The organism is Microbacterium sp. DMC48, assembly GCF_056313825.1.
Map to the genome: position 1 here is coordinate 407,563 of NZ_JBQUZN010000006.1, position 25,805 is coordinate 433,367.

The following is a 25,805-nucleotide window of genomic DNA, read 5'->3' on the forward strand; positions in this document are numbered from 1 at the left end:
GGGCCGGGGCCGCTTCCGTTCGTGCGGTCAGCGATCGGTGCGTGTCACGCGTCGCCCAGCGCGGCAGCGACGACGGCGCGGGCTTCGGCCTGCACTTCGCGCAGGTGTTCCTCGCCGCGCAGCGACTCGGCGTACAGCTTGTAGACGTCCTCCGTGCCGGAGGGGCGTGCGGCGAACCAGGCGTGCGCGGTCTGCACCTTGAGGCCACCGATCGCGGCGCCGTTGCCGGGCGCGTGCGACAGTTTCGCGGTGATCGGCTCGCCGGCGAGCTCGGTCGCGGTGACCGCCTCCGGGGCGAGCTTGGACAGGGCGGACTTCTGCGCCGGCGTCGCCGGGGCGTCCACGCGCTGATAGGCGGAGGCGCCGAACTGGGCCTCCAGCTCGGCATAGCGCTGCGACGGCGTCTTGCCGGTCACCGCGAGGATCTCCGCGGCGAGAAGGCACAGGAGGATGCCGTCCTTGTCGGTCGTCCACACCGAGCCATCGAAACGCAGGAAGGAGGCTCCCGCCGACTCCTCGCCGCCGAACGCGACCGACCCGTCGAGGAGGCCGGGAACGAACCACTTGAACCCGACCGGCACTTCGAGCAGGCGCCGGCCGAGCGCCTCAGCGACCCGGTCGATGATCATCGACGAGACGAGGGTCTTGCCGACGGCGGCGTCGGCCGCCCACTGTGGGCGGTGCGCGTACAGGTAGTCGATCGCCACCGCCAGGTAGTGGTTCGGGTTCATCAGCCCGGCATCCGGCGTCACGATGCCGTGGCGGTCGGCGTCGGCGTCGTTGCCCGTGAGGATGTCGTACTCATGGCGTCGCGCCACGAGTGCGGCCATCGCGGACGGCGACGACGGGTCCATGCGGATCTTCTCATCCCAGTCCAGTGTCATGAAGCGCCACGTCGGGTCGACCTCGGGGTTCACGACGGTGAGATCGAGCCCGTAGCGCTCGCCGATCAGCTGCCAGTACTCGACCGAGGCGCCGCCCAGGGAATCCGCGCCGATGCGCACGCCCGCCTTCGCGATGGCGGCGACGTCGATGATGCTGCCGAGGTCGGCGACATAGCCTTCACGGAAGTCGTACGAACCGAGGGTGTCGGCGTCGATGTCCTTGAAGGGCGTGCGCCGCACGCCCTCGAGGCCGGCGGCGATGAGGGCATTGGCGCGGTCGGCGATCCAGCCGGTGGCATCGGTGTCGGCCGGGCCGCCGTGGGGCGGGTTGTACTTGAAGCCCCCGTCTCGCGGCGGGTTGTGCGAGGGGGTGACCACGATGCCGTCGGCGCGAGCGGGATCGTCGGCGGCGAGGTCGCGGTTGTAGGTGAGGATGGCGTGGCTGAGGGCCGGTGTCGGCACCCACGAATCGCGGGAGTCGGTACGGACGTCCACACCGTTGGCGACCAGGACCTCCACCGCCGTCCGCTCTGCCGGAAGCGACAGGCCGTGCGTGTCGCGACCGAGGAAGAGCGGACCGCTGATGCCCTGCGCCGTGCGGTAGTCGACGATCGCCTGGGTGGTCGCGAGGATGTGGTCCTCGTTGAAGCTCGTGCTCAGCGACGAGCCGCGGTGGCCGCTCGTACCGAAGGCGACACGCTGTTCGGCGACGGTGGGATCGGGCTTGAGGTCGTAGTAGGCGGCGATGAGCTCATCGATGTCGACGAGGTCGGAGGCTTCGGCTGGCTGTCCTGCGCGGCTCATGTCCACAGTCTGTCACTGCCGCGGCGCCCCCGCTCACTCCCGGTGCAGGACCGAGGTCGCGGTGCTGTCGGACAGCTTGTTGATGAGCGTCAGCGTCTCGGGCTTGCACCCGTACTTCGCGTCGCTGATCGGCGCGACCGAGATCTGCTGGCTGATGGCCCCGGCGTCCGTGCCCTTGCCGTCGATCGTCGCGACGATCTCCAAGCCCGACGTGTCCTGGGTCTGGCTGCCGATCCCGTTGCCGGTGACCGTGTAGGTGCCCGTGATCGAGCCCTTGAAGTTGATGAGGATGGTCGTTCCCGACACGTTCGCGGTGACCTGCTCGGCCGGGGTCCACTTGTAGGTCCCGTCCTTGCGGAGGATGAGATCCGCGGTGCCCACCGGAGTGAACTTGGCACCCGATCCCGCCATGAGCGAGTTCACGTCGTTGTAGAAGGCCGTGACCTGGTCCTGGCCCATGTGCCACTCGCCGACGAGGCAGGCGAGGTCGGCCGTGGGCGACGGCGAGGGCGTCGCTGTCGGAGTGGGCGTCGGCGTCGGGGTTGCGCTCGCAGAACCGGTCGGCGTGGGCTGGGTCGCCGGCTTCTCATCGACGGGCGCGCACGCGCTCAAGCCGAGTGCGAGCATGGCGGCGGTGACGACGGCGAGGGAGGAGAATCGGCGGATCACCCCTTCAGCGTAGGCTGTCACCCGTGACTTCCGCGCCTTCGTCGACCGAGGCGTCTGCGGCATCCGTGCCCGCGCGCCGTACCTACAGCTATCTCGGACCGGCCGGAACGTTCACCGAAGCGGCGCTGGCGCAGGTGCCTGAGGCGCGCGACCAGATCTGGCGTCCGGTGCGCAATGTCGCCGAAGCGCTCGCCGACGTGGTCGAAGGCCGGTCGGATGCCGCGATGATCGCGATCGAGAACTCGGTCGACGGCGGTGTGTCCACCGCACAGGATGCGCTGGCCACGATGCCGGGGCTGAGAATCATCGGTGAGTATCTGGTCCGCGTGAACTTCGTGCTCGTCGGCCGCCCGGGAACCCGCCTCGAGGACGTCACCCTCGTGGCTGCGCACCCGGTCGCCTACGCGCAGTGCCTGCGGTGGCTGTCGGCCCATGTGCCCGACCATGCGCACCTGCCGGCGTCGAGCAACGTGGCCTCCGCGGTCGACATGTTGGAGGGCATCAGCGACGCGGATGCCGCGGTGGCGCCGCCCGCGATCCTCGAACACCACGACCTTCAGCTGCTCGCCGAGGAGATCGGCGACAACGCCAATGCCGTCACCCGTTTCGTGCTGGTGGGCCGCACCGTCGCGCCGCCCGCGCCGACCGGCGCCGACAAGACCTCGCTGATCGTCGAGCTGCCTGAGGAGTACCCGGGCGCGTTGATGGAGATGCTCGAGCAGTTCGCCACGCGCGGGATCAACCTGTCGCTGCTCGCCTCGCGACCCATCGGCGACGCCCTGGGGCGCTACCGATTCGTCATCGATGCGGACGGGCACATCCAGGACGAGCGCATGGCCGACGCGCTGCTGGGTCTGCGGCGGTTCAGCCCGAAGATGATCTACCTCGGCTCCTATCCGCGCGCCGACCGTGCGATCGTCCACTACCCCGAGCGCTACTCGGACGAGGTGTTCGTCGAGGCCCGCGACTGGCTTCGCGGTCTCATCTCCGGCGCCCCCGAGGCCTGACCTCCGGCTTCGCCGTTTCGACCGGGGGGTGTATCTCTTGCCGGTCGTTGAGCGAGCGCAGCGAGTCGAAACGCAGAGCGCAGCGAGTCGAAACGCCCCGATCCGCGGCCTCAGGCTGCGAGGAGTTCCAGCGTCTGGACGCGGCCGGTCGCGGCGTTCATCGGCTCCCCGTCGTAGGCTCCCGACACGGGCGAGACCATGACCTCGTCGACGCCGTGGCGATCGGCGAAGGCCGCAATCGCCCCGCGCGCGTCGTCCCCGGTCCCGACGAACCAGCGCCGCCGCAGCGCGTCGAGAAGAGGGCCGGCGAGACGGTCCTCCGCCTCGGACGCGGCGGCCTGCTCGACGGTTTCCAGCGCCGTGAGCGGGCGCCCACCGCGCAGACGTGCCATCATCCGCGCCTGCGGCAGCATGCGCTCCTCGGCCTCGGCGGTGGTGGGGGCGACGACCGCGTTGGCGGTGAGGAAGGTGCGGGGCGCGTCGAGGTGCGCCGAGGGCTGGAACTGGCCGCGATAGAGGTCCAGTGCCCGCTCGAGGCCCTCGCCCGAGAAGTGGTTGGCGAACACGTAGGGCAGCCCGAATGCGGCCGCGAGCTGCGCCGAGTAGTCACTCGATCCGAGAAGCCACACCTCGGGCGCGCCCGTCGCCGCGGGCGTCGCGTGGATGCCGTAGCGGTCGTCGTCGCCGGCGCGGCCCGTGAGGCGCACCGTCGCGCCGTCGGGCGACATCAGCGCGCTGATGTCGCGGACGTGCTCGGGGAAGCGGTCGACGTCGCTGGAGGTGCCGCTCATGCGCAGCAGCTGGGTGATGACCGGGTCGCTTCCCGGTGCTCGCCCGAGGCCCAGGTCGACGCGTCCGGGCGCGATGGCCTCGAGCGCGGCGAACTGCTCCGCGACGACGAGCGGCGCGTGGTTCGGCAGCATCACGCCGCCGGAGCCGACGCGGATGCGCGAGGTGCGTGCGGCGGTGGCAGCGATCAGCACCGGCGGCGTCGTCGACGCGACGGCCGGCATGTTGTGGTGCTCTGCGAACCAGTAACGGCGATAGCCCAGGTCGTCGGCGCGCTGCGCCAGCGCGAGCGAGGCGGCGACGGCCTGGCTGCTGGTCTGGCCGGAACGGACGGGAACGAGGTCGAGAACGGAGAGTACGGGAGACATCGACAGCGACAACCCCGCGCGCGCCTCTCGCATTCCGGCGCCGGATCTCAGCCGGCGTTCTTCACGACCTCGTAGGCCGCCAGGGCCGCGTCGCGCGATGCCTTCAGATCGACGATGGGGTCCCTGTCCTCGGCATCCGGCGCCCACTCGCGGACGTACCGCCCGTCGCCATCGAACTTCTTCGCCTGCAGCTCCGGGTTGAAGATGCGGAAATAGGGGGCCGCGTCGGCGCCGGAGCCGGCGACCCACTGCCAGTTGAACGGGTTGCTGGCGGCATCCGCATCGACGAGGGTGTCCCAGAACCACTCCTCGCCGCGTCGCCAGTCGATGAGGAGGTTCTTGATGAGGAAGGATGCCGTCACCATCCGCACCCGGTTGTGCATGAAGCCCGACGCCCAGAGCTCGCGCATGCCGGCATCCACCAGGGGAACCCCGGTCTCGCCGCGCTGCCACGCGCGCAGCATCGAGGGCCTCAGTCGGGGCCAGGGGAACGCGTCGTACGCGGGCTTGAGGTTCGTGGTCGCCAGATCCGGCGCGTGGAAGAGGGTGTGCCAGGCGAACTCGCGCCAGCCGACCTCGGAGAGGAAGCCGGACACGCGGGCGCCCGATTCGACGGCCGCGTGCCACACCTGGAACGGGCTCAGCTCTCCCCACCGCAGCCGTGGCGACAGCATCGAGGTCGCGCCCCCGGCGGGCTCGTCGCGGGCGCGGTCGTAGTCGGCGACATCCTCGGCGAGGAACTCCCGCAGGCGGTGGCGTGCGGCGAGTTCGCCGGGAGTCCAGCGCTCGCGCAGCCCGCCCGCCCAGTCCGGTCTCGTCGGCAGCAGCCCCCAGTCGTCGAGGTCGTCGGATGCCGGGTACGTCGACGCCCCGCGCAGCTCGCGCGGCTCCGCGAGCGGCTCGCGCGGAGCGGGAAGCTGCTGACACGCTTTCCAGAACGGCGTGAACACCCCGTAGGGCGTCCCCGCGCCGGTGCGGACGGTCCACGGTTCGAACAGCAACGATGCCGCGAACGAGCTGACCTCGAGGCCGTCGGCTCGCAGTGACGTCTTGAGGCCCGCGTCCACCTCGCGTTCGGGCGCGCTGTACCGCCGGTTCCAGAACACCGCGCCGGCGCCGACCTCGCGGGCGAGTGAAGGGATGACCTCGGATGCGGCGCCGCGGCGCAGGACGAGGCGGGTGCCCTTCTCGCGCAGGCGCTCGCCGAGCGCGGTGAGGGAATGATGCAGCCACCACCGGGCGGCGCCGCCGAGCGGACGCATACCCGGCGACTCCTCGTCGAGTACATACACCGCGATCACGGGCTCGGCGCGGTCGACGCCCGCACGCAGCGCGGGGTTGTCCGCGAGGCGGAGGTCGTCGCGGAACCAGACGAGACTCGGGGATGCCGGCATGGCTCCATCGTGCCGGGTGCGTCGGGCTGCGGCGAGCCCTTGCGTGTGCGGTGGCGATGGCGGTACGAGGCGGGAATCTTTGTGAGTACAGTTGTGCTCACAAACATGGAGAGGCGGGTCGCATGATCGTCATACTGATCGTGGCGTGCGAGGTCGGGTTCTGGGTAGCCGTGCTCGCCGGCCTCCTCGCGCGCTACCCGCTGCGGCGACCGCGGCTGGGGGCAGCGCTGCTGATCGCGGCTCCGGCGATCGACGTGATGCTGTTGATCCTCGTGGCCGTCGACTTGCTTCGCGGAGGGACCGCCTCGTGGCAGCACGGGCTGGCCGCGATCTACATCGGCTTCTCGGTCGCCTTCGGCCATCAGGTCATCTCGTGGGCCGACGTGCGCTTCGCGCACCGTTTCGCCTCCGGGCCTCCGCCCGTCAGGCTCTCGGGTACCGCGTACACGATCGCGTGTTGGAAGGACGTGCTGCGCACCATCGTCATGGTGGTGATCGCGGGCGGTGTCACGTGGGGGCTGATCGCGCTCGCCCGCGACGGCAACGGGGCTGACGAACTGCTGGTCAACGTTCGGATCCTCGGGATCATCCTCGCCGCCGACGTGATCTGGGCCGTGAGCTACACCATCTGGCCGCGACGCGCGTCGTCAGCGCCGCCCGTCGGGGCACACTAGCTCTCATGCCCCGGCTCATCGACCAAGACGCTCGCACGCAAGACATCGCCGCGGCCTCGCTGCGCGTGCTCGAGCGCGACGGCCTCGCGGGACTGTCGGTGCGCGGCGTGGCAGACGAGGCAGGCATCGCCGTCGCGTCGCTGCGGCGCACCTTTCCCACGCAGCATGCGCTGCGCGAGCACTGTCTGCTGCTCATCGATCGGCGGGTGTCCGCGCGCATCGCCGGGCTTCTCGGGCACTCCGCGGGACGTCGGCTCGCTGAGGAGATCCTGGAGCAGCTGTTGCCTCTCGATCATGACCGGCGGGTGGAGCTGCTCGCCCAGATCCAGCTCGGCGTGCTCGCTCTCACCGATGCGCGGCTGCGCGACTCGGTCCTGCGCCTCAACGGCGGGGTCGCCGCGGCGTGTCGCGCGTGCATCGAGCTTCTGCGAGAGGCGGACGACCTCGGCGTCGGGCGCGACCCGAACCTGGAGGCCCAGCGGCTGCACGCCCTGCTGGATGGCGCCGCCCTGCACGCGGTGTGGGGCGGGGAGGATGACGCGGAGGCGGCGCGCCGCCTGGTCGTCGCGCACCTCGACGACATTGCCCGCCGTCCCCGCTAGAGCGTGGGGGAGGTGTGCCCGGTGGGTACGGCGAGCCGGAGCGCGCCGGCGTGGATGCGCACGTCGACGGCCGTGGCCTCGCCGAACTCGTCCCCGTCGAGCTGCACCGGCGTGGCGACGCCGGCGGCGATCTGGATGCCGGTACCGCGTGCGTACCGGATGGAGTTGTCCCGGGTGCGCAGCCGCAGAATGCGCCGTCCGGCGCGGAACCTGCGCAGCACGCTGTTGTCCCAGGCGACACGGCGCCACACCGCGAGCCAGCCGAAGGCCGTCTTGGGTTGGAAGATCGCGATGTCGAGCTGCCCGTCGGCGACCGACGCCTCGGGGATCAGCTCCAGACCGGCCGGCAGCGAGCCGCAGTTGGCGAAGAGCACGCTCTGCACGTGTGCGCGGTGCATCCGGTGGCCGGCGACCTGGTACATGATGCCGAAGGGTTTGGCCTTCACGAGCGAGCGGGCGGCGCCGTCGACGTAGGCGACCCACCCGACCTTCTTCTTCAGATCGCCGCTGGTGTTGGCGATCATGGCGGCATCCAGACCCATGCCGCCCATCACGACGAACGCACGCTCCTCCCGCTGTCCGTCGGGGCGCACCAGCTCCGCGAACCCCACATCGATCGCGTGGACATCGCCCGCGAAGGTCGCCGCGATCATGGCGTCGGGATCGGAAAGGGGAAGCTGGAGGTTGCGGGCGAGCAGATTGCCGGTGCCGCTCGGCACGATCGTCAGCGGCACCTCCACGCCCGCCATGGCCTCGCTGACCGCGCGGACCGTGCCGTCGCCGCCCGCGACGAGCACCGCATCGGCTCCGGCCGCAATCGCCTCGCGCGCCAGACCGTCGCCGAGTTCGTCGACGGTCGTCTCGTAGAAGAGCGGCTCGGCCCACCCTGCGTCGGCGGAGTGACGGGTCACCGCATCGCGCAGCTGATCGACCTCGACCTTGATCGGGTTGTAGACCAGAGCCGCGCGGCGAGGCGACGCCTCGTCACCGGAGGGTGCAGTGACGTCAGCGGATGCCATGCGGCTAAACATACCCGGCGGTGAACATCAGCGGCGGGGCGGGCGGATCGTGGCGCCGCGGCACTCGCTGCGACCGTGGCCATGGACGGGTAGAACGGAGGGATGGGACAAGCGCGTCAGATCCGCTCCGCCGTTCGCTGGGCGGGCTGGATCGCCCTGTTTTTCGCCCTTGCGATCCCGCTGGGCACCTCCCTCGTCGCCATGGCGGTATTCAGGAACCCGTCCTGCGCCACCGCGCGATGGAGTGTGGCGCCGTTGCTCGCGACATGCGAGCCCGTCACCGAGCAGCTCACGGCCTACGGCTGGTTCGGCACCGTGCTGATCCTCCTCCTGTTCGCAACCGCGATCGGGATCGCCGCGATGGGCACCGCTCGGATCGGCACGTTCCGCGGGATGCAACGCGCCGACGCCCTCCACTTCGGCGTGACCGTGATCGTCGTGGTCGTCATCGCCGCGATGGCACTCGTGCGTCAGTTGGATCCGACGCAACCCGTGAACGCATGGGTGTTCTTCGCCTCCGCGGGAGGCATGGCTGCCTACATCGTGTCCTCGCTGATCCTCGGACTGCGCCTCGCGGCTCGGCACCGTCTCTAGACACACGCCGTCTGCGACGGCTCCCCGAGCCGTCGTGCCCGACGACCGAGCAGGGGCGACCCCGCGAACTAGACTTGTCGGGTGATCGATCTCGCCCTTCTCCGCGACAATCCGGACCTCGTCAAGCGCTCGCAGGAGGCGCGCGGCGAGTCGGCCGACACCGTCGACGCAGCGATCGAAGCCGACCGCGCCCGGCGCGCGGCGATCACGGCCTTCGAAGAGCTGCGCGCCGCACAGAACGCGCACGGCAAGACCGTCGCCTCGGCGCCGAAGGAGGACAAGCCCGCGCTCGTCGCGCAGGCCAAGGAGCTGAGCGACCGTGTGAAGGCGGCGCAGCAGGCGGTCACCGCGGCCGAGGAGGCCGCCGACGCGGCCCTCGCCCGCATCGAGAACATCGTCATCGACGGGGTTCCCGCCGGCGGCGAGGAGAACTTCGTCACCGTCCGTACGCACGGCGAACCGGCATCCTTCGACTTCGAGCCCCTCGACCACCTCGCCCTTGGTGAAAAGCTCGGCGCGATCGACATGGAGCGCGGCACCAAGGTCTCCGGCAGCCGCTTCTACTTCCTCACCGGCATCGGCGCCCGCCTCGAGTACGCCCTCATGTCCCTCGCGCTCCAGCGCGCGGTGGATGCCGGGTTCATCCCCATGATCCCGCCGACGCTCGTGCGCCCCGAGGTCATGCGCGGCACCGGCTTCCTCGGACAGCACGCCGACGAGGTCTACAAGCTCGAGGCCGACGACCTCTACCTCGTCGGCACGAGCGAGGTCCCCCTTGCGGGTTACCACATGGGCGAGATCCTCGACCTGACCGCCGGCGCGAAGCGCTACGCCGGCTGGTCCACCTGCTACCGGCGCGAAGCCGGGTCGTACGGCAAGGACACCCGCGGCATCATCCGGGTGCACCAGTTCAACAAGCTCGAGATGTTCGTCTACACGACTCCCGACGACGCCGAGGCCGAGCACCTGCGCCTCGTCGCTCTGCAGGAGCAGATGCTGCAGGACCTCGGTCTCAGCTACCGCGTGATCGACGTGGCCGCGGGAGACCTCGGATCCAGCGCGGCGCGCAAGTACGACGTCGAGGCCTGGGTTCCGACGCAGGGCTCGTACCGGGAGCTCACCTCCACCAGCAACTGCACGACCTACCAGGCGCGCCGCCTCGACGTGCGCTACCGGCCGAGCGCCGACGGCGTGGCGAGCAAGACCGCTCCGGTCGCGACGCTGAACGGCACCCTCGCGACCACCCGATGGATCGTGGCGCTGCTGGAGACGCACCAGCGCGCCGACGGGTCGGTGGTGATCCCCGAGGTGCTGCGACCCTACCTCGGCGGCCTCGAGGTGGCGGAGCCGATCGCATGAGCGGCCCGCGCGCCGAAGACCGTCTGCCGCCCACGGGTGCGATCGAGGTCGTCGACGCGCCGAAGGCCGCGCACCTCGTCGACGATCTGGCGACGGATGCCGAGAACCCCGCCGTCGCGACGGAGCGCCTGCTCATCGCGCTCGACGTCGACGGCACCGTGCTGCTGGAGGACGAGACCCTCAGCCCGGGTGTCGTGGACGCCGTCGCGCACGCCCATCGCGCCGGACACGAGGTGATGCTCGCCACGGGCCGCAGCTGGGAGGGCACCCGCGGCATCCAGCACGTGCTCGAGCTCGCCCCGGAGTACGCGGTCTGCTCCAACGGCGCCGTCATCATGAAGCGCGTCGGGGGCGACTTCGCGGAAGAAGGCCGCTACGAGCGCTTCCACGTCGAGACGTTCGACCCCTCGGAGGTCGTCGACCTCTTGCGCGCGCACCTGCCGCACGCGAAGTACATGGTGGAACTCGCCGACGGCGAGCGGCTCTACACCGAGCGGCTCGACGACTGGAACCTGGCGCACGCGCGCCGAGTCGACTTCGCCGAGCTCGTCGCGCAGCCCGTCTGCCGCGTCGTCGTGGTCGCACCCGATGAGACCGACGAGGACTTCCTGGCCCTCGTCGAACGCATCGGCCTCACCAAGGTCTCGTATGCCGTGGGCTGGTCGGCGTGGCTCGACATCGCGCCGCAGGGTGTCGACAAGTCGACCGCCCTGGAGCGCGTGCGCACCTGGCTCGGCGTGGAGAGCGAGCGCGTGCTGGTGATGGGCGACGGTCGCAACGACCTCGGCATGTTCCGCTGGGCCCTCGATCACGGCGGCCGTGCCATCGCGATGGGACAGGGGCCCGACGAGGTGCGCCGTGAAGCGGGAGAGGTCACGGCTTCGGTGCACGCCGGCGGCGTCGCCGACATCCTGCGCGAACTCTGACGTCTTTTCAGCCGCCGCCCAGGACGACGCGCGATGATGGGCATCGTGCGTCGACTAGACTCGTCGCCTGTCTGAGGGATGCCGCGGCATCCATCGGGAGGGTTGTCCGAGCGGCCGATGGACCCGGTCTTGAAAACCGGTGGGCAGAGATGTCCCGTGGGTTCGAATCCCACACCCTCCGCAGAAGCGGTCGTGCCCGCTGTCGAAAGGTCCCCCGTGAGTCCACGCCCCGAGCGCCCTCGTCGGCAGCCCGTCGCCCGCCACGGCATCCTGAAGTCTCCGCACCCGCTTTCGCAGGTGCTCGCGATCCTCGCGGCGATCGTCGCGGTCGCCGTGGTGAGCACGACGGCCGTGGGCGCGTTCTATGTGTGGGATGCCGCGCGTGCCGTACAGGCCGCCGGTGTCTCGATCGGCGGCGATGACGAAGCGCTTCCGCCCACGCTCGGCGAGATCGAGGGCGGCGCCAACATCCTCGTCGTCGGCACCGACTCGTGCGAGGGGCCCAACGCCGCCCTCTCCGGTGCTTGCCAGGCCGGCGACACCGACGGCGAGCGCAACGACGTCACGATGCTCGTGCACATCTCCGATCAGCCGCGTCGCGTCACGGTCGTTTCCTTCCCGCGCGACATGATCGTGCCGATCCCTTCGTGCACCGGCCCGGACGGCACGCAGTACTCCGCGATGAGCGGTCAGATGCTCAACGCGTCGTACATGTACGGCGGCCTGTCGTGCACCGTGGCGACCATCGAGAAGCTGACCGGCATCGACATCCAGTTCGCCGCCGCGACGCGATGGACGGGTGTCATCGCGATGTCCGACGCCATCGGCGGCGTCGACGTCTGTGTCGCCGACGACATCAGCGACAGCCACACCGGGCTCAACCTGACCAAGGGCGAGCACACGCTGATGGGCGTCGAAGCCCTGCAGTTCCTCCGCATCCGTCACGGCATCGGCGACGGTTCGGACCTCGGCCGCATCTCGAACCAGCAGCAGTTCCTGAGCTCTCTGGTGCGCAAGCTGCAGTCCGAGGGCGTGCTGGGCAACCCGGCGACCCTCTTCAACCTCGCCAACACCGCGATCTCGCAGGTGACCGCCGACCCGCCACAGGTCGTGCTGAGCTCCACCCTCGCGAACCCGCAGCGGATGGTGCAGATCGCGATGGCGGTGCGCAGCGTGCCGTACCAGGACATCGTCTTCGTGCAGTACCCCACGGTGTATGCGACCGGCGGTTCCCGTGTCGACCCCGTCACCTCGGCGGCCAAGGTGCTCTTCGACGCGCTCGCCAACAACCAGCCGATCCAGCTGACCGGGTCGACCAGCGACGGCTACGGCACCGAGGTCGTCGGTGAGGCGACGCCGTCGCCCGCCGACCCGGGCGCCACGCCCAGCCCGACCGCCACCGGCGACGCCGGCGCGACGGCTGCGGCACCCACGCCCACGCAGGAGGCCGTGCAGCTGCCGTCCTCGATCACCGGGCAGACCGCGGCCCAGGTGACCTGCACCGTCGCCCAGCGCTGATCGTGCCGTCGACCGGATGCGGCGGCATCCGGTTCGGCAGCACGCTCCGAAACCGTTATGCTTGCGGGGTGCGTTCGCGCGGTTTCGACCGGCAGCGCCTGGAGACGTCGCATAGTCAGGCCTAGTGCACCACCCTGCTAAGGTGGAGTCCCCTTACGGGGACCGAGGGTTCAAATCCCTCCGTCTCCGCCACTTTGCCTTTCGCTGCGGCGGTACGCTCCCCGTCAGTTGATGATCTCGCCGCGCTTCTCGGGCGGTCGGGACGTGATGCGCTCGCGCCACAGTTGCCGCTCCTCCGGTGTCAACCGCGGCCAGTCCGCGACCTCCTCGACCACACGCAATGCCTGCGCGCTGCGGTAGGAGCGGGTCGGGTTTCCGGGGAACTTCTTGTCGGTGACGTTCGGATCGTCCTCGAAGGCACCTGTCGGCTCGACGAGGTACACGCGAGGAGCGCGGCCGTCGGCGGCGAGGTCGGCGGCGAGCTCGGCCGCGAGGCCGGCGCCGGGCAGCAGCGCGGTGAAGTAGATGTGGTTCATCACGACCTCGGGTCGATAGTTCGATCGAAACCCCGGGCTCAGGACGTCGCCCGGGTGCAGGTCGGCGACCGTGCCGTGGAAGAAGGGACCTGTCTCGTCGGCTGCGCTCATGCTGTCAGCGTAGGTCGCCGGCGGTTCTCGAGTGCGCGTGCCGAGTTCTCCTGCCGAGAGAACCGGCAAGGGGATTGACGTTCATGCGGAATCCGCGTCAGTCTCGTGAGGTCGTCAGGAGACCCCCCATGCCCCAGATCACCATCCGCCCCATCCACCCGTCCGACGCGGGCGAGGTGCTGACCGTGCAGCGGGCGGCCTTCGTCGCCGAGGCGCTCATCTACGGCGACCCCGATATGGCCCCGCTCACTCAGACGCTGGAGGAAGTCGAGTTCGAACTGCGCGACAACCTCGGCTGCGTCGCGATCGCGGGGACGCGACTGGTGGGGGTCGCGCGCGCCGTCGCCGATGGGGATATGCTCCTCGTCGGCCGGATCGCGATCGCTCCCGATCAGCAGGGTGAGGGCATCGGATCGAGATTGCTGGAGGCCGTCGAACAGCGAGGCGTCGAGAGCGGATGCCGGCGGGCGGAGCTGTTCACCGGATCGCTGAGTGCGCAGAACATCGCGTTGTACGAGAGCCGCGGCTATCGGGAGAGCGCACGCATCGATCAGGGGGACGGCACCGCGCAGGTGTTCCTGCAGAAGGAGATCGCAGCGGCGGACGCCACCGGGGGCTGACGTCCTCCGCTGCGCAGGCGTACGGTCCCCGTCAGAACACGTCGCCCATGTCCCACCCGTCGTCACCGTCGTCGTCGCCACCGTCGGCGGACGGCGCGGGGGCTGCGGGGGGAGGTGTGAACATGCTGGAGATGCCCTGCGCGAGCAGCACACCGCCCGCGACGCCTGCTGCTCCGGCGGCCGCGGTGCGCAGGAAGCTGCCACCACCGCCACCACCGGCGGGTGCCGCCTGATCGGCTCCGCCGTCGCGCCGGGACCCGAACAGGCCTCCCCAGCGTGGGCGCGGGCTCTCCTCCGCGGCGGCGGGCGCGGCGGTCGCGGGCGCTGCCGGAGGCGTGGCGGCGGGCGCGCCCGCTGCGGCGAGAGCCTCCTTCTGCAGCAGCACGGTCTGCACGAGGAAGTACAGGGCGTCCGGCTGCGTGCCGATCAGCTGATCGATCAGGCGGGCCGCCTCGGCATCCTTCTGGATCGGTCCCGCACCGCGCACCGCGTCGGCGAGGTCGACGATCAGTCGCACATCCGAAGTCTGCATGGCATGTCCTTTCGTTCGGCGCGGATCGGCGTCGGGTGCCGTGGCCGCGCTCTTCCATGCTCGGTCGCCGGGGACTGCGGGCCCATCCGCCGGGCGGCCGGGAACGCTCGCCGACCGGCGGACACCCCTCGCCCGACGGCGGGGCGGGATCAGTCCGTGCGGCGCGGCAGGGTCAGGCGCACGAGGAAGCCGTCATCGAGAGGGTGGGCGTCGAGGGTTCCCCCCAGGATCTCGGCACGCTCGCGGAGGCCTCTCAGCCCCAGACCCGCGCCGGGCAGATCGAGAGCCGGCTCCGTCATCGCGCCATTGGTGATCGTGACACCGCACGCACGGTCGTCCTGCCAGAACGCGACGGCGACGGGCGAGCCGGGCGCGTGCTTGCGGACGTTGGTCAGCGCCTCCTGCACGGTGCGGTAGACGGCGCGTTGCGCCGCGGGCCCGAGATCTTCGGGTGGGGCTCCGGTGACCGCCAAGGCCATGCCGGTCGATGCGAGCAGTGCGGGAAGCTCCGCGATCGTCGGCTGCGGCGCGAGACCGGGACTGCGGGTGCCGGCGGCGCGCAGCAGCATGACCATCGAGCGCAGCTCCTCCAGAGTCGTCGAACTCAAGGACCGGATGGATGCCGCGCCCTCCCGCGCCGCGGCATCCGCCGCCGTCACCTGCAGAGCGGCCGCCTGCACCGCGATCAGACTGACCTGATGCGACACGACGTCGTGCATCTCGCGCGCCAGCTGGTTGCGCTCTTGGGCGAGGACGGACTGCGCGTACAACTCCTGTTCGTGGCGCTTGGTCGCCTCGATCTCCTCGAGGCGCGCGTGCAGCTCCTCCGTCGTCTGTAGGAGTTGGCCGAGCAGGATGGGCGCCGCCGCGGTGGCCGCTTGGTACACGAAGGTGACCGCGGTCCAACTCTGGTCGACGACGAGCTGATCGACGATCGGCCACCCGATGGCCTCGGCCGCGGCGAACGCCGCTCCCGCGAGAATCAGCAGCCCGCGGGCCCGCGTGCGCGCCGACAGGCTGAACAGCGCGATGACGGGTGCGGCGAGCACATTCGCGATGAGTGCGGCAGGCAGGGTGAGTGCGAAGGCCAGCGCCGGCCAGCGACGCCGCAGCAGCAGTGCGGCGCACCCGAGGATGCAGACCGCGAGCGTCAGGGGGTCGTCGGTGTTGGCCGAGAGGTAGGCGTCGGCGGCGGCCACGGCGACGGCGAGAAGATCGACGACGAGCGGCGGGATCCGCCGCCACCATGCTCGGATGGCGTTCACACCGTGTCGTCCCGTTCGGCGCCGTCGTGCGCGTCGAGCAGGCCCGCGCGCTGCGCTGCGAGCGCCGCCTGCACGCGACCGGCGACTCCCAGCTTCGCGAGGATCGCGCTGACGTGGTCCTTGACGGTGCCGGCGCCCAGGTAGAGCCGCCCGCCGATCTCCGCATTGGAGAGCCCCTGAGCGACGAGCGCGAGCACCTGCTGCTCGCGACCGGTGAGCGTCGCGACGCGCTCGGCCTCGGCATCCACGGCCAGGCGGCCCGGCTGCGTGTCCAGAAGCCGACGCGACGCGCGCGGGGCGAGCACGACGCCGCCCGCGGCGAGAGCCCGCACGTACTGCGCGAGCTGATCGGGCTCGGTGTCCTTCAGCAGAAACCCGGAGGCGCCGGCGTTGAGCGCAGTGAGCACGTACTCGTCCGCGTCGAACGTCGTCAGCATCGCGATCGCCGGCCGATCGGGCATCGCGGTGAGCACGTTCAACAGCGTGAGCCCGTCCACCTGGGGCATGCGGATGTCGAGGAGCAGCACGTCGGGCTTCTCCGCCTTGATCACCTCGAGTGCGTCGACACCGCTCGCGCTGGCGACCACACGGATGTCGGGTGTCGCATTCAGGATGAGTGTGAAGCCGCTGCGCACCAGCGCTTCATCGTCCACGATGACGACACGGATCATCGACGCCACCTCCCTCCCTCAGAACCTAGATCATGGTGCTCGCGGTCGCGTCCACGTCGGCCGACGTTCCGCCATCCGCCGGGAGGGAGGCCCGCCGATCGGCGGGGGCGGATGACACCTGCCGACCGATGCGTCGACGCGCGGATCGAGGTTGGCTCGATGGTGTGAAACCTGCCTTCTCCGCCGTCGTCCGTGCTGTGCTGCGCCACCCCGTGTCGCTCGCCGTCGCCGCGGGGGCCCTGGGGATGGGGGTCGCCCATGTCACCGCGGCGGGAGAGGTCGCGCTGGACGGGGCGGCCTTCAGCGTGCTGTCGTGGCTCGGCCTGGTCGTGATGCTCGCGATCGTCGAGCGCATGATGGGAAGCGTGCGGGCGGTGCTCGTGACCGCTGCGGGCACGGCGACGGCCGTCCTGCTCGCCTGGGGCGTCTTGTCCACTCTTGCCGCCCTCGGGGAGCAGCTGTCGGTAACGGCCCTGCGGTACCAACCGTGGGTGCCCTCGGTCACGACCGCGCTTCTGGTGACGGTCGCGTCGGGCTCGCTGCGTCCCGCGACGCGGCGACGCGTCCGCTGGGCTGCCGTCACGGTCATCGTCGCGATGCTCCTGGTCAACGGCCATGCCTCCGACCTGGCCCGTGCGGCGGCGGTGCTGCCCGGCCTCGCCGCAGCGGCGTGGTGGGCGCCGTCCGCCGCGGTGCGCCCGTGGCCGGCCGGAGCGCGCAGCACGTGGCGACGCCTCGTCTCATCCGCGCTCATCGTCCTGGCCAGCGCCCTCGCGCTGGCGGCGGTGACCCCCGACGCCAGCGGAATCCTGGCGTGGACGGGCGCCGCGGTCGATGCATCCCTCGCGCCCCTGGCCGCCGCGCTTCTTCTGGTCAGCGCGTTGCTGATCGATCTCGGTCGGATCGTGGGCGTCGTGCTCGCCGGGGCTGTGCTCGTCACGGTCGCCGCCGTCGTGTTCGTCGAGGTGCTGCTCACACCTCTGGTCGAGGGGGACCTCTGGTGGTCCGGGATCAGCGCCGGCGAGATGGAATGGCAGATCGTCATCGCACTCGCCGGTGTCCTTCCGGCGCTGGCCGCGCTGAGCGTGGTGATCGGCGCTCGCGCGATCGTCCGGCGCACGGCGCCGGCGGCGACGGCGGAAGACCGCGCCGCCGCCCGGGACGCCGCGCGCGCTCTCGGAACGGGCACCTTCGCCCACATGGCGACCTGGGCGGGCAACTCGGTGTGGGTCGGCCCGGACGGCGCGGTGGTCGCGTATCGCGTGCGCGGCGGCGTGGCGATCACGGTGGGTGATCCGATCTGCTCCGACCGCGCGGCCACCGTCCGCGCATTCTCCGACTTCTGCGATCAGCGGGGGTGGATGCCGGTCCTGTACAGCGTCCATGCCGAGACGGCCGCCGATCTGGCCGGCGCAGGCTGGTCCACGATGCCCGTCGGCACCGAAGCGGTGCTCGCGACCGCCGGCTTCAGCCTCTCCGGCAAGCGGCGTCAGGACCTGCGGACCGCCGTCAACCGTGCCGCACGCGAATCGGTCGAGGCAGTATGGACTCGCTACGTCGATCTCGACGCGGCCGCGCGAGAGCAGGTCGACCGCATCTGCGGGCGTTGGGCGCAGGACAAGGCGCTTCCGGAAATGGGCTTCACCCTCGGCGGCCTTGCCGAACTGAAGGACGAGGAGGTGCGCCTGATGCTCGTCGTCGGCGCCGACGGCGAGATCCACGCCGTCACGAGCTGGCTTCCCCGTCGACGGGCGGGCGTCGTCGTGGGATGGACCCTGGATGTCATGCGCCGCGCCGAAGCGGCCATGCCGGGAGCGATGGAGTTCGCGATCGTGTCGACCATCCGGCAGGCGGAGGTCGACGGCATCCCGACGATCAGCCTGTCCGGCACACCGCTCGCTCCGCACGAGGGTGCCGTACCCGGACGGCTCTCGCGTCGGGTGGTGCGTGCCCTCGAGCCGGCCTACGGGTTCGCCTCCCTGGAGAGGTTCAAGGCGAAGTTCGGCGCCGAGCACCGCCCCCTCTGGATGTGTTACCCCGAGGGCCTCCAGCTCGGGCGCGTCGGATCGGCTCTGGTCCGCGCCTATGTTCCCGGCCTGCGGCTGCGCGCCATCTTCGCGACGCTGAAGGCGATGGCGTGAGGTCACCGTGCTGACGACATTCCTGCTCGTCACCGGTGTCGCCCTGTTGATCTGGTCGCTGTGGAGCCGGACGTTTCGGCGTGCAACGGTGAACGGGCCGATCGTGATGACCGGGCTCGGTCTGATCGCCGGGGCCGTGCTGCCCACTCAGGGCATTCTCTTCATGGAGTCGAAAGCGACGCTCTTCCTCGCCGAGATCGTCCTCGCGTTCCTGCTGTTCGTCGACGCGCTGGATGTGCGCGGCTCGGTGCGTTCGCAGTTCACGGGGGTGCCGGTCCGCCTGCTCGGTATCGGCCTGCCGCTCTCGCTCGTGCTCGTCCTCGCGGTCGGGTTGATGCTCCCGCTCGGCTTGTCGGTCGCCGTCGTGCTCGCCATCGCCTGCATCGCAGTTCCCGCCGACTTCTCGCCCGAAACCTCCCTCGTCCGCGACGAGCGGATTCCCGCGCGCGTGCGGCGCTGGCTCAGCGTCGAGAGCGGCTACAACGACGGCCTCGTCTCTCCGCTCCTGCTCGCCGCGCTCGCGTTCGCGTCGGCGGGAACCACGGGCGACGCCGGGCGCGCGTTCGCCGTCGCGGCCCCCGCCGGGCTCATCGCCGTTCTCGTCGGTGCGGCGGTGGGCGCGGCCATCGGCGGCGCGACCCGCTTCGCCGATGAGCGTGGGTGGACCGAGCCGCAGAGCATGCGCATCGCCTTCGTCGCCGCACCGCTCATCGTCTTCGCGGCCGCCGTCATGCTGCACGGCAACGGCTTCGTCGCCGTGTTCGTCGCCGGTATCGCCATCCGGCTGACGCGCGGGGAGAAGGGGCTCGACCGCGCTGAGCTCACGCTGTTGGAGGATGTGTCGTGGCTGACCAATCTGCTGCTGTGGCTGGCCTTCGGCTTCGCCGCCGTCGTGCTGCTGAGCGAGACGTATGACTGGTGGCCGGCGATCGCCCTGGCGCTCGTCGCGCTCACCATCGGGCGGATCATCCCCGTCGGCATCGCCCTGCTCGGAAGCGAGGCATCTCGCCAGGAGCGGATCTTCGTCGCGGTGGTGGGGCCGCGCGGCGCGGCATCCATCGTGTTCGGGCTCATCGCCGCGAACGCCCTGCCCGGCGAGCAGGGGTTTCTCGTGCTGGCGGCGACCTGCATGGTCGTGCTGGGAAGCGTCGCGATCCACGGGATCGGCGGGCCCCTGCTCGTTCGGCGCCTGTGGGGAGCACGCGCAGCGGATGCCGCACCGCCCCCGGTAGGTGCCGCGGCGGCATCCGTCAAGCCCCCGGCGTGATCCGGTCATGTGCGCGAGGCTGGGGGCGGAGGCGCACCATGACCATCGACACCACGCCGTCCCGTCGCGCTGAGCGACCGGAGGAGGGCCATCGATCCGGTCCCGGTGCGGACGCTCCCGCCGCCGGCGCCGACGAGGCGTATCGGCTGGTCATCGACGATATCGACCGCTACCGCGTGATCGCCGACGGCCTTGTCGTCGGGTACGTCGACGTGGTCGGTGCCGTCTTCGTGGCGCTCGCGGGGGCGTCCTATGCGCAGGCGACCGAGGTGCACCAGGCTCTCGTGCTCGAGGACGCGCTCGCAGCTCTCATGAGGCGGCGGTAACGCGCGGGCGGGTGGCGTCCGTCATCGGCACGGCGACGCCGGAGACGCGGACGCGCCCCGTCGCCGGAATGTCGACGACGAGCAGGCCGGGGCGACCGACGTGCAGGCCCTGCTCGATCGCGATGCGTGCCGGCACGCGCACGGCGTCGAGCTCGCGCAGGTAGGCGCCCAGTGCGGCGGCCGCGGAGCCGGTGGCGGGGTCTTCGGTGATCCGCCCGACGGGGAACAGGTTGCGCACGGTGAAACGATCCTCCGCCACGCGGTGCGCGACGGTGATCGTCGCGGGCCAACCGCGCGCATCCATGAGGGCCCGCACGCGGTGTGGGTCGAAGGTGAACGCATCGAAGCGGGTGCGGTCGGACAGCACGATGACCGGATGCGGATTGCCCGCATCGGCGATGCGCGGTGGCAGCGTCGAGTCGAGCTCGTCGCTGCTGAGCCCGAGCAGCAGGAGGATCGCGTCCCGGTCATCGGGATCGAGGGCGCGTACGGAGGTCGGAGCGCTCGTGAAGGCCGCGCGGATGCCGCCGGCGCCGCGTTCGATCTCGATGCGGATGTCGCCGACGGGGGTGTCGAAGACGATGGCATCGGCGTCGCTGCGCTCGGCCAGGGCAACGGCCGTGGCGATCGTGGCGTGTCCGCAGAACGGCACTTCGGCGATGGGGGAGAAGTAGCGCACCGCGCGCGCCCCGTCCTCGCGCATCCCGGTCACGAAGGCGGTCTCGGCGAAGTCGACCTCGGCGGCGATCCGCTGCATGTCGGCATCGTCCAGCCCGCCGGCATCGAGCACCACGCCCGCCGGGTTGCCGCCGGCGGGGTCAGAGCTGAAGGCGGTGTAGCGGAGGATCTCGGGTGCGGCCATCCTCTCAGGCTACGGGCGCGCCAAGCCGGTCGGGGCCGGTGCCGAGGATGCCGCGGGGACGAGCAGTCGCCCGGTGACGATCGCGCCATGGAAGGTGCGTGCCGCGACCGTGAACCATGCCGCCAGCAGCAGGGCGAACAGCGCGTACGCCATGATCGCGAGCATCGTCGAGCCGGTGTGCAGCGCCAGGCCGCTCGCCGCCGTGACGCAGGTGCCGACGGGGAAGGTGAACGACCACCATGTCAGGGTGAACGGCAGGCCGGCGCGCGCGGTGCGCACCGTGATCGCCGCCGCGATCGCGAGCCACAGCAGGGCGAATCCGAAGACCGGAACGCCCAGCACGACCGCCGCGGCGGTCACGGTGGCGGCTCCGCTCGCTCCGACGGCGGCAGGCGCGTGGGTGGCCAACAGGTTCGCCGCCGTGACCGACTGACCGAGCGGCCCCAGAACGATCCACAGGGTGGGCACCATCACCGGCGCGGGGAGTTTGTGCTGGGCCAGCCGGGACCACAGCTGGGGAAGGATCGCCAGCGTCGACACGAAGGCCACGCCGACCATGAGTCCGCAGGCCACCAGCATCGTCAGGCGCGCCTGTCCCGCAGGCAGATGCTCGATCAGCAGAGCTCCGGTCGCCGCCGACACCATCGGCGGCACGACGGGCATCAACCATCCGCCGAAGGCGGCGTCGGCCGTCGCCTCGTGCCGAGTGAACTGGAGGTAGGGGATCGCCACCGCCGTCGCGAGCCCGAGGATGGTTCCGGCCGTCCAGAGCACCGCGTCGACGGCGACGGCCAGTGTCTCGCCGAGAATCGACGCGCCGACCAGGACGGCGCCTGCGCCCACGGTCAGCAGCGCCATCGCCGGGGCGCCGTAGAAGTGCGCGATCACCGGGTGCAGGTGATGGCTGCGTGCGATCTCGGGGAACCATGCCGCGTGCAGCGCCGACGCGATGAGGAGCACAATGAGCAGCGCCGCGGCGACCAGCCATGCGGCCAGGGCGAGCACCCGCAGCGCCGAGGGTGAGCCGGGAAGCGTCGCTGCCGCCGTGGCGACGATGCCGGTACCCATGACGGAGGCGAACCAGTTGGGCGTGATCGCCGACACGAGCATGCGCCCGCCGGGGACATCGCGGAACAGGCGCCGTGTGCGTGGAGTCGACATCGTCATGTCACCAGCGTCGTGGGCTCTGCGCTGCCGCGGAAGAGCCGTATCTTTGGCAGGGTACAAACTCGGCTTGTGGCTGGAGGGTTCGTGGTCGACATCGAGGCGCTGCGTCTTCTGACGGCACTCGCCGACACCGGCAGTCTGACGGCGGCGGGGCGCCGTCTGGGCGTGACCCAGCAGGCCGCGTCTGCGCGGTTGCGGGCGCTGGAGGGCGACGTCGGTGCGGTGCTGGTCGAGCGTTCTGCGCGCGGCTCGCGGCTCACGCGCGTGGGCGAGCTGGTCGAGGGGTGGGGTCGGGAGGTGATGGCCGCCGCCGACCGCTTCGACGAGTCGGTCGGCGCGTTGCGGGAGCGGCGCCGGGGGACGTTGCGGGTTGCCGCCAGCCTCACGGTCGCCGAGCACCTGCTGCCCGCGTGGGTGGCGGCGTGGCGGGAGCGGGACCCGGCGGCGCCGGGCGTTCGGCTGGATGCCGAGAACAGCGCTGCCGTCATCGCTCGGGTGCGCCGCGGCGGTGCGGATCTCGGCTTCATCGAGACCCCGGATCTGCCGACGGACCTGCGGAACGTCGTGATCGCGCGGGACGAGATCGTGATCGTGGTCTCGCCGTCGCACCCATGGGCACAGCGGCGCCGCCTCGATCCGGCGGAGGTCGCCGGCACCGCGTTGGTGCTGCGGGAGCGCGGCAGCGGCACGCGCCGCGCTCTGGAAGCGGCGCTGGATGCCGCGGGCACCCCCCTGACGGCGGCTCCCGCGGCGGAACTGCCCTCCTCGTCGGCCGTGCGCACGACCGCGGCCACCGGCTTCGCGCCGGCCGCGGTCAGCGCGCTCGCCGTGCGCGACGATCTCCACTCGGGGCGCCTCGTCCGCGTCGAGATGGACGGTGAGGTGATCACGCGCCCGGTCGCGGCCGTCTGGGCCGGTCGCGAGCCCGAGCCCGCGGCATCCCGCCTGCTCGCCGTCATCGCCGACACGCTCGGTATCGGCTGACCGCTGCGCTCAGCGCGGTGGTTGCAGCAGGCGCCCGAACGTGCGGAGGGTCTCGCTGAGTCCGATCGACGGCTCGAGCAGCCACTGGATCTGCAGGCCGTCGGAGGCGGCGATCAAGAGCGCCGCGAGGTCCTCGGCGGGGACGTCGTCGCGGATGTCGCCATCGGCCTGCTGCCGACGAAACGATGACGTGAGCTCGTCGCGCACGCGCTCGAAGCGGGCCGAGAAGAACTCTCGGCCGACGTCGTTGCCCGCCTCCAGCGAGGCCGCCAGCAGCGTCGTATACAGCTGGACCAGTCCCGGCACGTCGACGTTCGCGATCGCCGCAGCGATCATCGTGTCGACGCCGGGGGTGACGATCGGGTCCGCAGCGGCGTTGCGCCGGATCTCGGCATGCGCGTAGACGGCGACCAGCAGCTGCTCCCGGGAGTCGAAGTAGTGCAGCAGAGCGGCATGCGAGACGCCGATCGCCTCGGCGATGCGACGCAGCGACGTGCCGTCGGCCCCGCGCTCGCGGAACACCTCGATCGCGCGGTCCAGGATCTCCTGGCGCCGCGCCACCCCCTTCGGCTGCAGGCCGCGGCGCCCGATCACCGCCTCGTCGCCCGTGCCGTCCGTCGTGCTCACGGCATCCAACCTAGCCGATCCTCGAAGAAGAAACCTCCATGTGGAGGTTTTGTGATACCGTCGCCTCAGCGCCACGCGGACGATGCGCCGCCAACGCCGCACACACGAGACAACGAGGTTCGAAGGACGCACGTCATGACACTGCCCGTCGCTTCCGTCCAGCTCTACACGCTGGCCAAGGAGTTCACCGCCGACATGGGAGGCTCGCTCGACAAGCTCGCCGCGATCGGCCTGCGCAACGTGGAGGCGTTCGATTTCGTCTCCCGCCCCACGCAGATCCGCGCCGCGCTGGACGCCAGCGGACTCGCCTCGCCCACCGGACATGCACCGCTGCTGTCCGACACCCTCTGGACTCCGGACGGCGAGATTCCGACCCCGGCACCCGAGGTCGTGTTCGCCGCCGCGGCGGAGATCGGCATGACCACGGTCATCGACCCGTTCGTCGCTCCCGAGCGCTGGCTGACGGCCGACGGTGTCGCCGACATCGCCGACCGGCTCAACCGCGCCGCCGAGAAGGCGGCGGAGTTCGGCCTCAGCGTCGGCTACCACAACCACGCCCAGGAGTTCGTCGCCTCCTTCGACGGCGCCACCGCCTACGAGCGCTTCGTCGCGCTGACCGACGAGCGCGTCCAGCTCGAGCTCGACCTCTTCTGGGCGCTCACCGGCGGCCAGGACGTGCCCGCGCTCGTGTCCGCGCTCGGCGACCGCCTCGTCGCGGTGCACGTCAAGGACGGCGTCGTCCCGGCATCCAACCCCTGGGCTCCCGGCGCCGGTTCCTTCGGGTCGGACAGCCTCGACCAGCGCCACGCCGGCACTGCCGACGTCCCTCTCGCGGAGGCGCTGAAGGCCGGTACGGCGATCCGCTACGCCGTGATCGAGTACGACAAGGCCCCCGGAGACGTGTTCGAGGACATCGCCGCCAGCTACGCCTTCCTCCGCGACGGGGGGTACGTCCAGTGAGCGCCCTGCGCGTCGGTGTCATCGGCACCGGAGTCATCAGCCAGACCTACCTGGAGAACCTGACCTCGTTCCCCGACGTCGAGGTCGTGGCCGTGGGCGATCTCCTGCCCGAACGCGCACAGGCCAAGGCCGAGGAGCACGGCGTGCCCAGCTGGGGCACGGGGGAGGACGTGCTGTCGAATCCCGACGTCGACCTCGTCGTCAACCTCACGATCCCGGCGGTGCACGTCGAGGTGTCGAAGGCCGCCGTCGCCGCCGGCAAGCACGTGTGGACCGAGAAGCCGCTGGGCCTGGATCGTGAGAGCACGCGTGAACTGCTCGCGCAAGCCGAGGCGGCCGGTGTGCGCATCGGGTCGGCCCCCGACACGATCCTCGGCCCGGGCTTCCAGACCGCCAAGCGCGCCATCCGCGAGGGCGTCATCGGAACGCCGCTGTTCGTGCAGACGTCGTTCCAGACGCAGGGGCCCGACCTGTGGCATCCCGAGCCGGCGTTCCTGTTCGCACACGGTGCGGGGCCGCTGCTGGACATGGGGCCGTATTACTTCTCGGCGCTGGTGAGCTTGCTCGGTCCGGTCGCGGGCGTCACGGCGCGCGGATCGCGCTGGCAGACGACCCGTCAGATCCACACCGGTGCGCGGGCGGGCGAGACCTTCCCCGTCGAGGTACCCTCGACCGTCCAGGTGCTGACCTCGTTCGCCGGTGGCCAGCACGGCACCCACCTGCTCAGCTTCGACTCGGCGCTGGAGCGACACGGCGTCATCGAGATCCACGGCTCTGAGGGCACGATCGTGCTGCCCGACCCGAACGCCTTCACCGGACGCATCGCGTACGTGAAGCCGCTCGGTGTGATCCGTGACGGCATGCGGTTCGAGCAGGAGTGGGTCGAGATCCCCGCGCAGGGCACCGTCGTCGGTCGCGGCCTCGGCGTGCTCGACATGGCACGCGCCATCGCGGACGGGCGGCCGCATGTCGCCACCGGTGAGCTCGGGTATCACGTCCTCGACGTCATGCTGTCGGCGCAGGAATCCGCCGGTACCGGCGAGACGCTGACGATCGACAGCACCGTCGCCGACGTGCCCCTTCTGCCCGAGGGGTTCGATCCCTTCGAGAGCACGCTCGCCTGAGTCGC

At 70.9% G+C, this 25,805-nt stretch carries 26 protein-coding genes and 2 tRNA genes; 16 read left to right on the forward strand and 12 right to left on the reverse strand.

Annotated elements, in window-relative coordinates; translation table 11 throughout:
* Nucleotides 1-44: 44 nt before the first annotated feature.
* Nucleotides 45-1,688, reverse strand: a complete 1,644-nt coding sequence (pgm, locus tag ACT53O_RS13850; protein ID WP_476153047.1) for a phosphoglucomutase (alpha-D-glucose-1,6-bisphosphate-dependent) — start codon at nucleotides 1,686-1,688, stop codon at nucleotides 45-47.
* Between the two features lie 33 nt (nucleotides 1,689-1,721).
* Nucleotides 1,722-2,357: a hypothetical protein gene (locus ACT53O_RS13855; RefSeq protein ID WP_231560275.1), complete on the reverse strand. Its 636-nt coding sequence runs from the start codon at nucleotides 2,355-2,357 to the stop codon at nucleotides 1,722-1,724.
* 23 nt (nucleotides 2,358-2,380) lie between these two features.
* On the opposite strand from ACT53O_RS13855, the gene pheA reads away from it, so the two are divergent.
* Nucleotides 2,381-3,364, forward strand: a complete 984-nt coding sequence (gene pheA, locus ACT53O_RS13860; RefSeq protein WP_036316138.1) for a prephenate dehydratase — start codon at nucleotides 2,381-2,383, stop codon at nucleotides 3,362-3,364.
* Between the two features lie 110 nt (nucleotides 3,365-3,474).
* On the opposite strand, the gene ACT53O_RS13865 is transcribed toward pheA, so the two are convergent.
* Nucleotides 3,475-4,554: an LLM class flavin-dependent oxidoreductase gene (locus tag ACT53O_RS13865; protein WP_433719235.1), complete on the reverse strand. Its 1,080-nt coding sequence runs from the start codon at nucleotides 4,552-4,554 to the stop codon at nucleotides 3,475-3,477.
* Nucleotides 4,555-4,568: 14 nt separating this feature from the next.
* A complete protein-coding gene (locus ACT53O_RS13870; protein WP_476153050.1) occupies nucleotides 4,569-5,915 on the reverse strand; it encodes a cryptochrome/photolyase family protein in 1,347 nt (448 codons plus the stop codon).
* Between the two features lie 122 nt (nucleotides 5,916-6,037).
* Here ACT53O_RS13870 and ACT53O_RS13875 point away from each other — a divergent pair, with 122 nt between their 5' ends.
* Together ACT53O_RS13875 and ACT53O_RS13880 are read left to right on the forward strand one after the other, a co-directional pair.
* Entirely contained in the window at nucleotides 6,038-6,589 is a 552-nt protein-coding gene (locus tag ACT53O_RS13875) for a hypothetical protein (RefSeq protein ID WP_378793049.1), read from the forward strand.
* A 5-nt stretch (nucleotides 6,590-6,594) separates the two neighbouring features.
* Entirely contained in the window at nucleotides 6,595-7,191 is a 597-nt protein-coding gene (locus ACT53O_RS13880) for a TetR/AcrR family transcriptional regulator (protein WP_036317665.1), read from the forward strand.
* Here the strand turns inward: ACT53O_RS13880 and ACT53O_RS13885 are convergent.
* Complete coding sequence (locus ACT53O_RS13885) at nucleotides 7,188-8,210, reverse strand: diacylglycerol/lipid kinase family protein (RefSeq protein WP_204947791.1); 1,023 nt, start codon at nucleotides 8,208-8,210, stop codon at nucleotides 7,188-7,190. The genes ACT53O_RS13880 and ACT53O_RS13885 overlap by 4 nt on opposite strands.
* 102 nt (nucleotides 8,211-8,312) lie before the next feature.
* Between ACT53O_RS13885 and ACT53O_RS13890 the strand changes: the two genes are divergently transcribed.
* The 6 genes from ACT53O_RS13890 to ACT53O_RS13915 all read left to right on the forward strand — a co-directional run bounded on the left by ACT53O_RS13890 (nucleotide 8,313) and on the right by ACT53O_RS13915 (nucleotide 12,799).
* On the forward strand, nucleotides 8,313-8,804 hold the full coding sequence (locus ACT53O_RS13890) for a hypothetical protein (RefSeq protein ID WP_295776521.1): 492 nt from the start codon (nucleotides 8,313-8,315) through the stop codon (nucleotides 8,802-8,804).
* A gap of 81 nt (nucleotides 8,805-8,885) precedes the next feature.
* Complete coding sequence (serS, locus tag ACT53O_RS13895) at nucleotides 8,886-10,163, forward strand: serine--tRNA ligase (protein ID WP_476153054.1); 1,278 nt, start codon at nucleotides 8,886-8,888, stop codon at nucleotides 10,161-10,163.
* Nucleotides 10,160-11,089: an HAD family hydrolase gene (locus tag ACT53O_RS13900; RefSeq protein WP_476153056.1), complete on the forward strand. Its 930-nt coding sequence runs from the start codon at nucleotides 10,160-10,162 to the stop codon at nucleotides 11,087-11,089. Before serS ends, ACT53O_RS13900 begins: the two co-directional genes overlap by 4 nt.
* Nucleotides 11,090-11,185: 96 nt before the next feature.
* Nucleotides 11,186-11,270: transfer RNA gene (locus ACT53O_RS13905), tRNA-Ser, on the forward strand.
* Between the two features lie 35 nt (nucleotides 11,271-11,305).
* Complete coding sequence (locus tag ACT53O_RS13910) at nucleotides 11,306-12,607, forward strand: LCP family protein (protein ID WP_112931866.1); 1,302 nt, start codon at nucleotides 11,306-11,308, stop codon at nucleotides 12,605-12,607.
* A 100-nt stretch (nucleotides 12,608-12,707) separates the two neighbouring features.
* Nucleotides 12,708-12,799 (forward strand) — tRNA-Ser (locus ACT53O_RS13915).
* Nucleotides 12,800-12,831: 32 nt separating this feature from the next.
* Here the strand turns inward: ACT53O_RS13915 and arr are convergent.
* Entirely contained in the window at nucleotides 12,832-13,254 is a 423-nt protein-coding gene (gene arr / locus ACT53O_RS13920) for an NAD(+)--rifampin ADP-ribosyltransferase (protein ID WP_476153058.1), read from the reverse strand.
* A gap of 128 nt (nucleotides 13,255-13,382) precedes the next feature.
* Between arr and ACT53O_RS13925 the strand changes: the two genes are divergently transcribed.
* Nucleotides 13,383-13,874 carry a GNAT family N-acetyltransferase gene (locus tag ACT53O_RS13925; RefSeq protein WP_378793059.1) on the forward strand — a complete coding sequence of 164 codons (492 nt, stop codon included), beginning with the start codon at nucleotides 13,383-13,385 and terminating at the stop codon, nucleotides 13,872-13,874.
* A gap of 31 nt (nucleotides 13,875-13,905) precedes the next feature.
* Here the strand turns inward: ACT53O_RS13925 and ACT53O_RS13930 are convergent, their stop codons facing one another.
* The 3 genes from ACT53O_RS13930 to ACT53O_RS13940 all read right to left on the reverse strand — a co-directional run bounded on the left by ACT53O_RS13930 (nucleotide 13,906) and on the right by ACT53O_RS13940 (nucleotide 16,342).
* Nucleotides 13,906-14,406, reverse strand: coding sequence for a DUF2076 family protein (locus ACT53O_RS13930; RefSeq protein ID WP_378793061.1), 501 nt, complete (start codon nucleotides 14,404-14,406; stop codon nucleotides 13,906-13,908).
* 149 nt (nucleotides 14,407-14,555) lie between these two features.
* The gene (locus tag ACT53O_RS13935; protein WP_036316353.1) at nucleotides 14,556-15,671 is read right to left on the reverse strand and encodes a sensor histidine kinase; all 1,116 of its coding nucleotides are present in this window, start codon (nucleotides 15,669-15,671) and stop codon (nucleotides 14,556-14,558) included.
* A complete protein-coding gene (locus tag ACT53O_RS13940; protein ID WP_135948975.1) occupies nucleotides 15,668-16,342 on the reverse strand; it encodes a response regulator in 675 nt (224 codons plus the stop codon). The genes ACT53O_RS13935 and ACT53O_RS13940 overlap by 4 nt, the downstream gene beginning before the upstream one ends.
* Before the next feature lie 164 nt (nucleotides 16,343-16,506).
* Here ACT53O_RS13940 and ACT53O_RS13945 point away from each other — a divergent pair, with 164 nt between their 5' ends.
* The 3 genes from ACT53O_RS13945 to ACT53O_RS13955 are packed head-to-tail and all read left to right on the forward strand — an operon-like array spanning nucleotide 16,507 to nucleotide 20,076.
* Nucleotides 16,507-18,483 carry a bifunctional lysylphosphatidylglycerol flippase/synthetase MprF gene (locus ACT53O_RS13945; protein WP_476153059.1) on the forward strand — a complete coding sequence of 659 codons (1,977 nt, stop codon included), beginning with the start codon at nucleotides 16,507-16,509 and terminating at the stop codon, nucleotides 18,481-18,483.
* Between the two features lie 7 nt (nucleotides 18,484-18,490).
* Nucleotides 18,491-19,750 carry a cation:proton antiporter domain-containing protein gene (locus tag ACT53O_RS13950; protein ID WP_294982304.1) on the forward strand — a complete coding sequence of 420 codons (1,260 nt, stop codon included), beginning with the start codon at nucleotides 18,491-18,493 and terminating at the stop codon, nucleotides 19,748-19,750.
* A 38-nt stretch (nucleotides 19,751-19,788) separates the two neighbouring features.
* Nucleotides 19,789-20,076, forward strand: coding sequence for a hypothetical protein (locus tag ACT53O_RS13955; RefSeq protein ID WP_135948978.1), 288 nt, complete (start codon nucleotides 19,789-19,791; stop codon nucleotides 20,074-20,076).
* Here ACT53O_RS13955 and ACT53O_RS13960 read toward each other — a convergent pair.
* Both ACT53O_RS13960 and ACT53O_RS13965 read right to left on the reverse strand, forming a co-directional pair.
* Nucleotides 20,060-20,938, reverse strand: coding sequence for a PhzF family phenazine biosynthesis protein (locus ACT53O_RS13960; RefSeq protein ID WP_476153060.1), 879 nt, complete (start codon nucleotides 20,936-20,938; stop codon nucleotides 20,060-20,062). The two genes, ACT53O_RS13955 and ACT53O_RS13960, sit on opposite strands and share 17 nt — an antisense overlap.
* A gap of 9 nt (nucleotides 20,939-20,947) precedes the next feature.
* Nucleotides 20,948-22,105, reverse strand: coding sequence for a TDT family transporter (locus tag ACT53O_RS13965; RefSeq protein ID WP_476153061.1), 1,158 nt, complete (start codon nucleotides 22,103-22,105; stop codon nucleotides 20,948-20,950).
* A 69-nt stretch (nucleotides 22,106-22,174) separates the two neighbouring features.
* Between ACT53O_RS13965 and ACT53O_RS13970 the strand changes: the two genes are divergently transcribed.
* The gene (locus ACT53O_RS13970) at nucleotides 22,175-23,089 is read left to right on the forward strand and encodes a LysR family transcriptional regulator (RefSeq protein ID WP_239640002.1); all 915 of its coding nucleotides are present in this window, start codon (nucleotides 22,175-22,177) and stop codon (nucleotides 23,087-23,089) included.
* Nucleotides 23,090-23,098: 9 nt separating this feature from the next.
* Here the strand turns inward: ACT53O_RS13970 and ACT53O_RS13975 are convergent, their stop codons facing one another.
* Nucleotides 23,099-23,716, reverse strand: coding sequence for a TetR/AcrR family transcriptional regulator (locus ACT53O_RS13975; RefSeq protein WP_016464222.1), 618 nt, complete (start codon nucleotides 23,714-23,716; stop codon nucleotides 23,099-23,101).
* A 135-nt stretch (nucleotides 23,717-23,851) separates the two neighbouring features.
* Between ACT53O_RS13975 and ACT53O_RS13980 the strand changes: the two genes are divergently transcribed.
* A complete protein-coding gene (locus tag ACT53O_RS13980) occupies nucleotides 23,852-24,676 on the forward strand; it encodes a sugar phosphate isomerase/epimerase family protein (protein ID WP_295776468.1) in 825 nt (274 codons plus the stop codon).
* A complete protein-coding gene (locus ACT53O_RS13985) occupies nucleotides 24,673-25,800 on the forward strand; it encodes a Gfo/Idh/MocA family protein (protein ID WP_476153062.1) in 1,128 nt (375 codons plus the stop codon). The genes ACT53O_RS13980 and ACT53O_RS13985 overlap by 4 nt, the downstream gene beginning before the upstream one ends.
* Nucleotides 25,801-25,805: the final 5 nt, after the last annotated feature.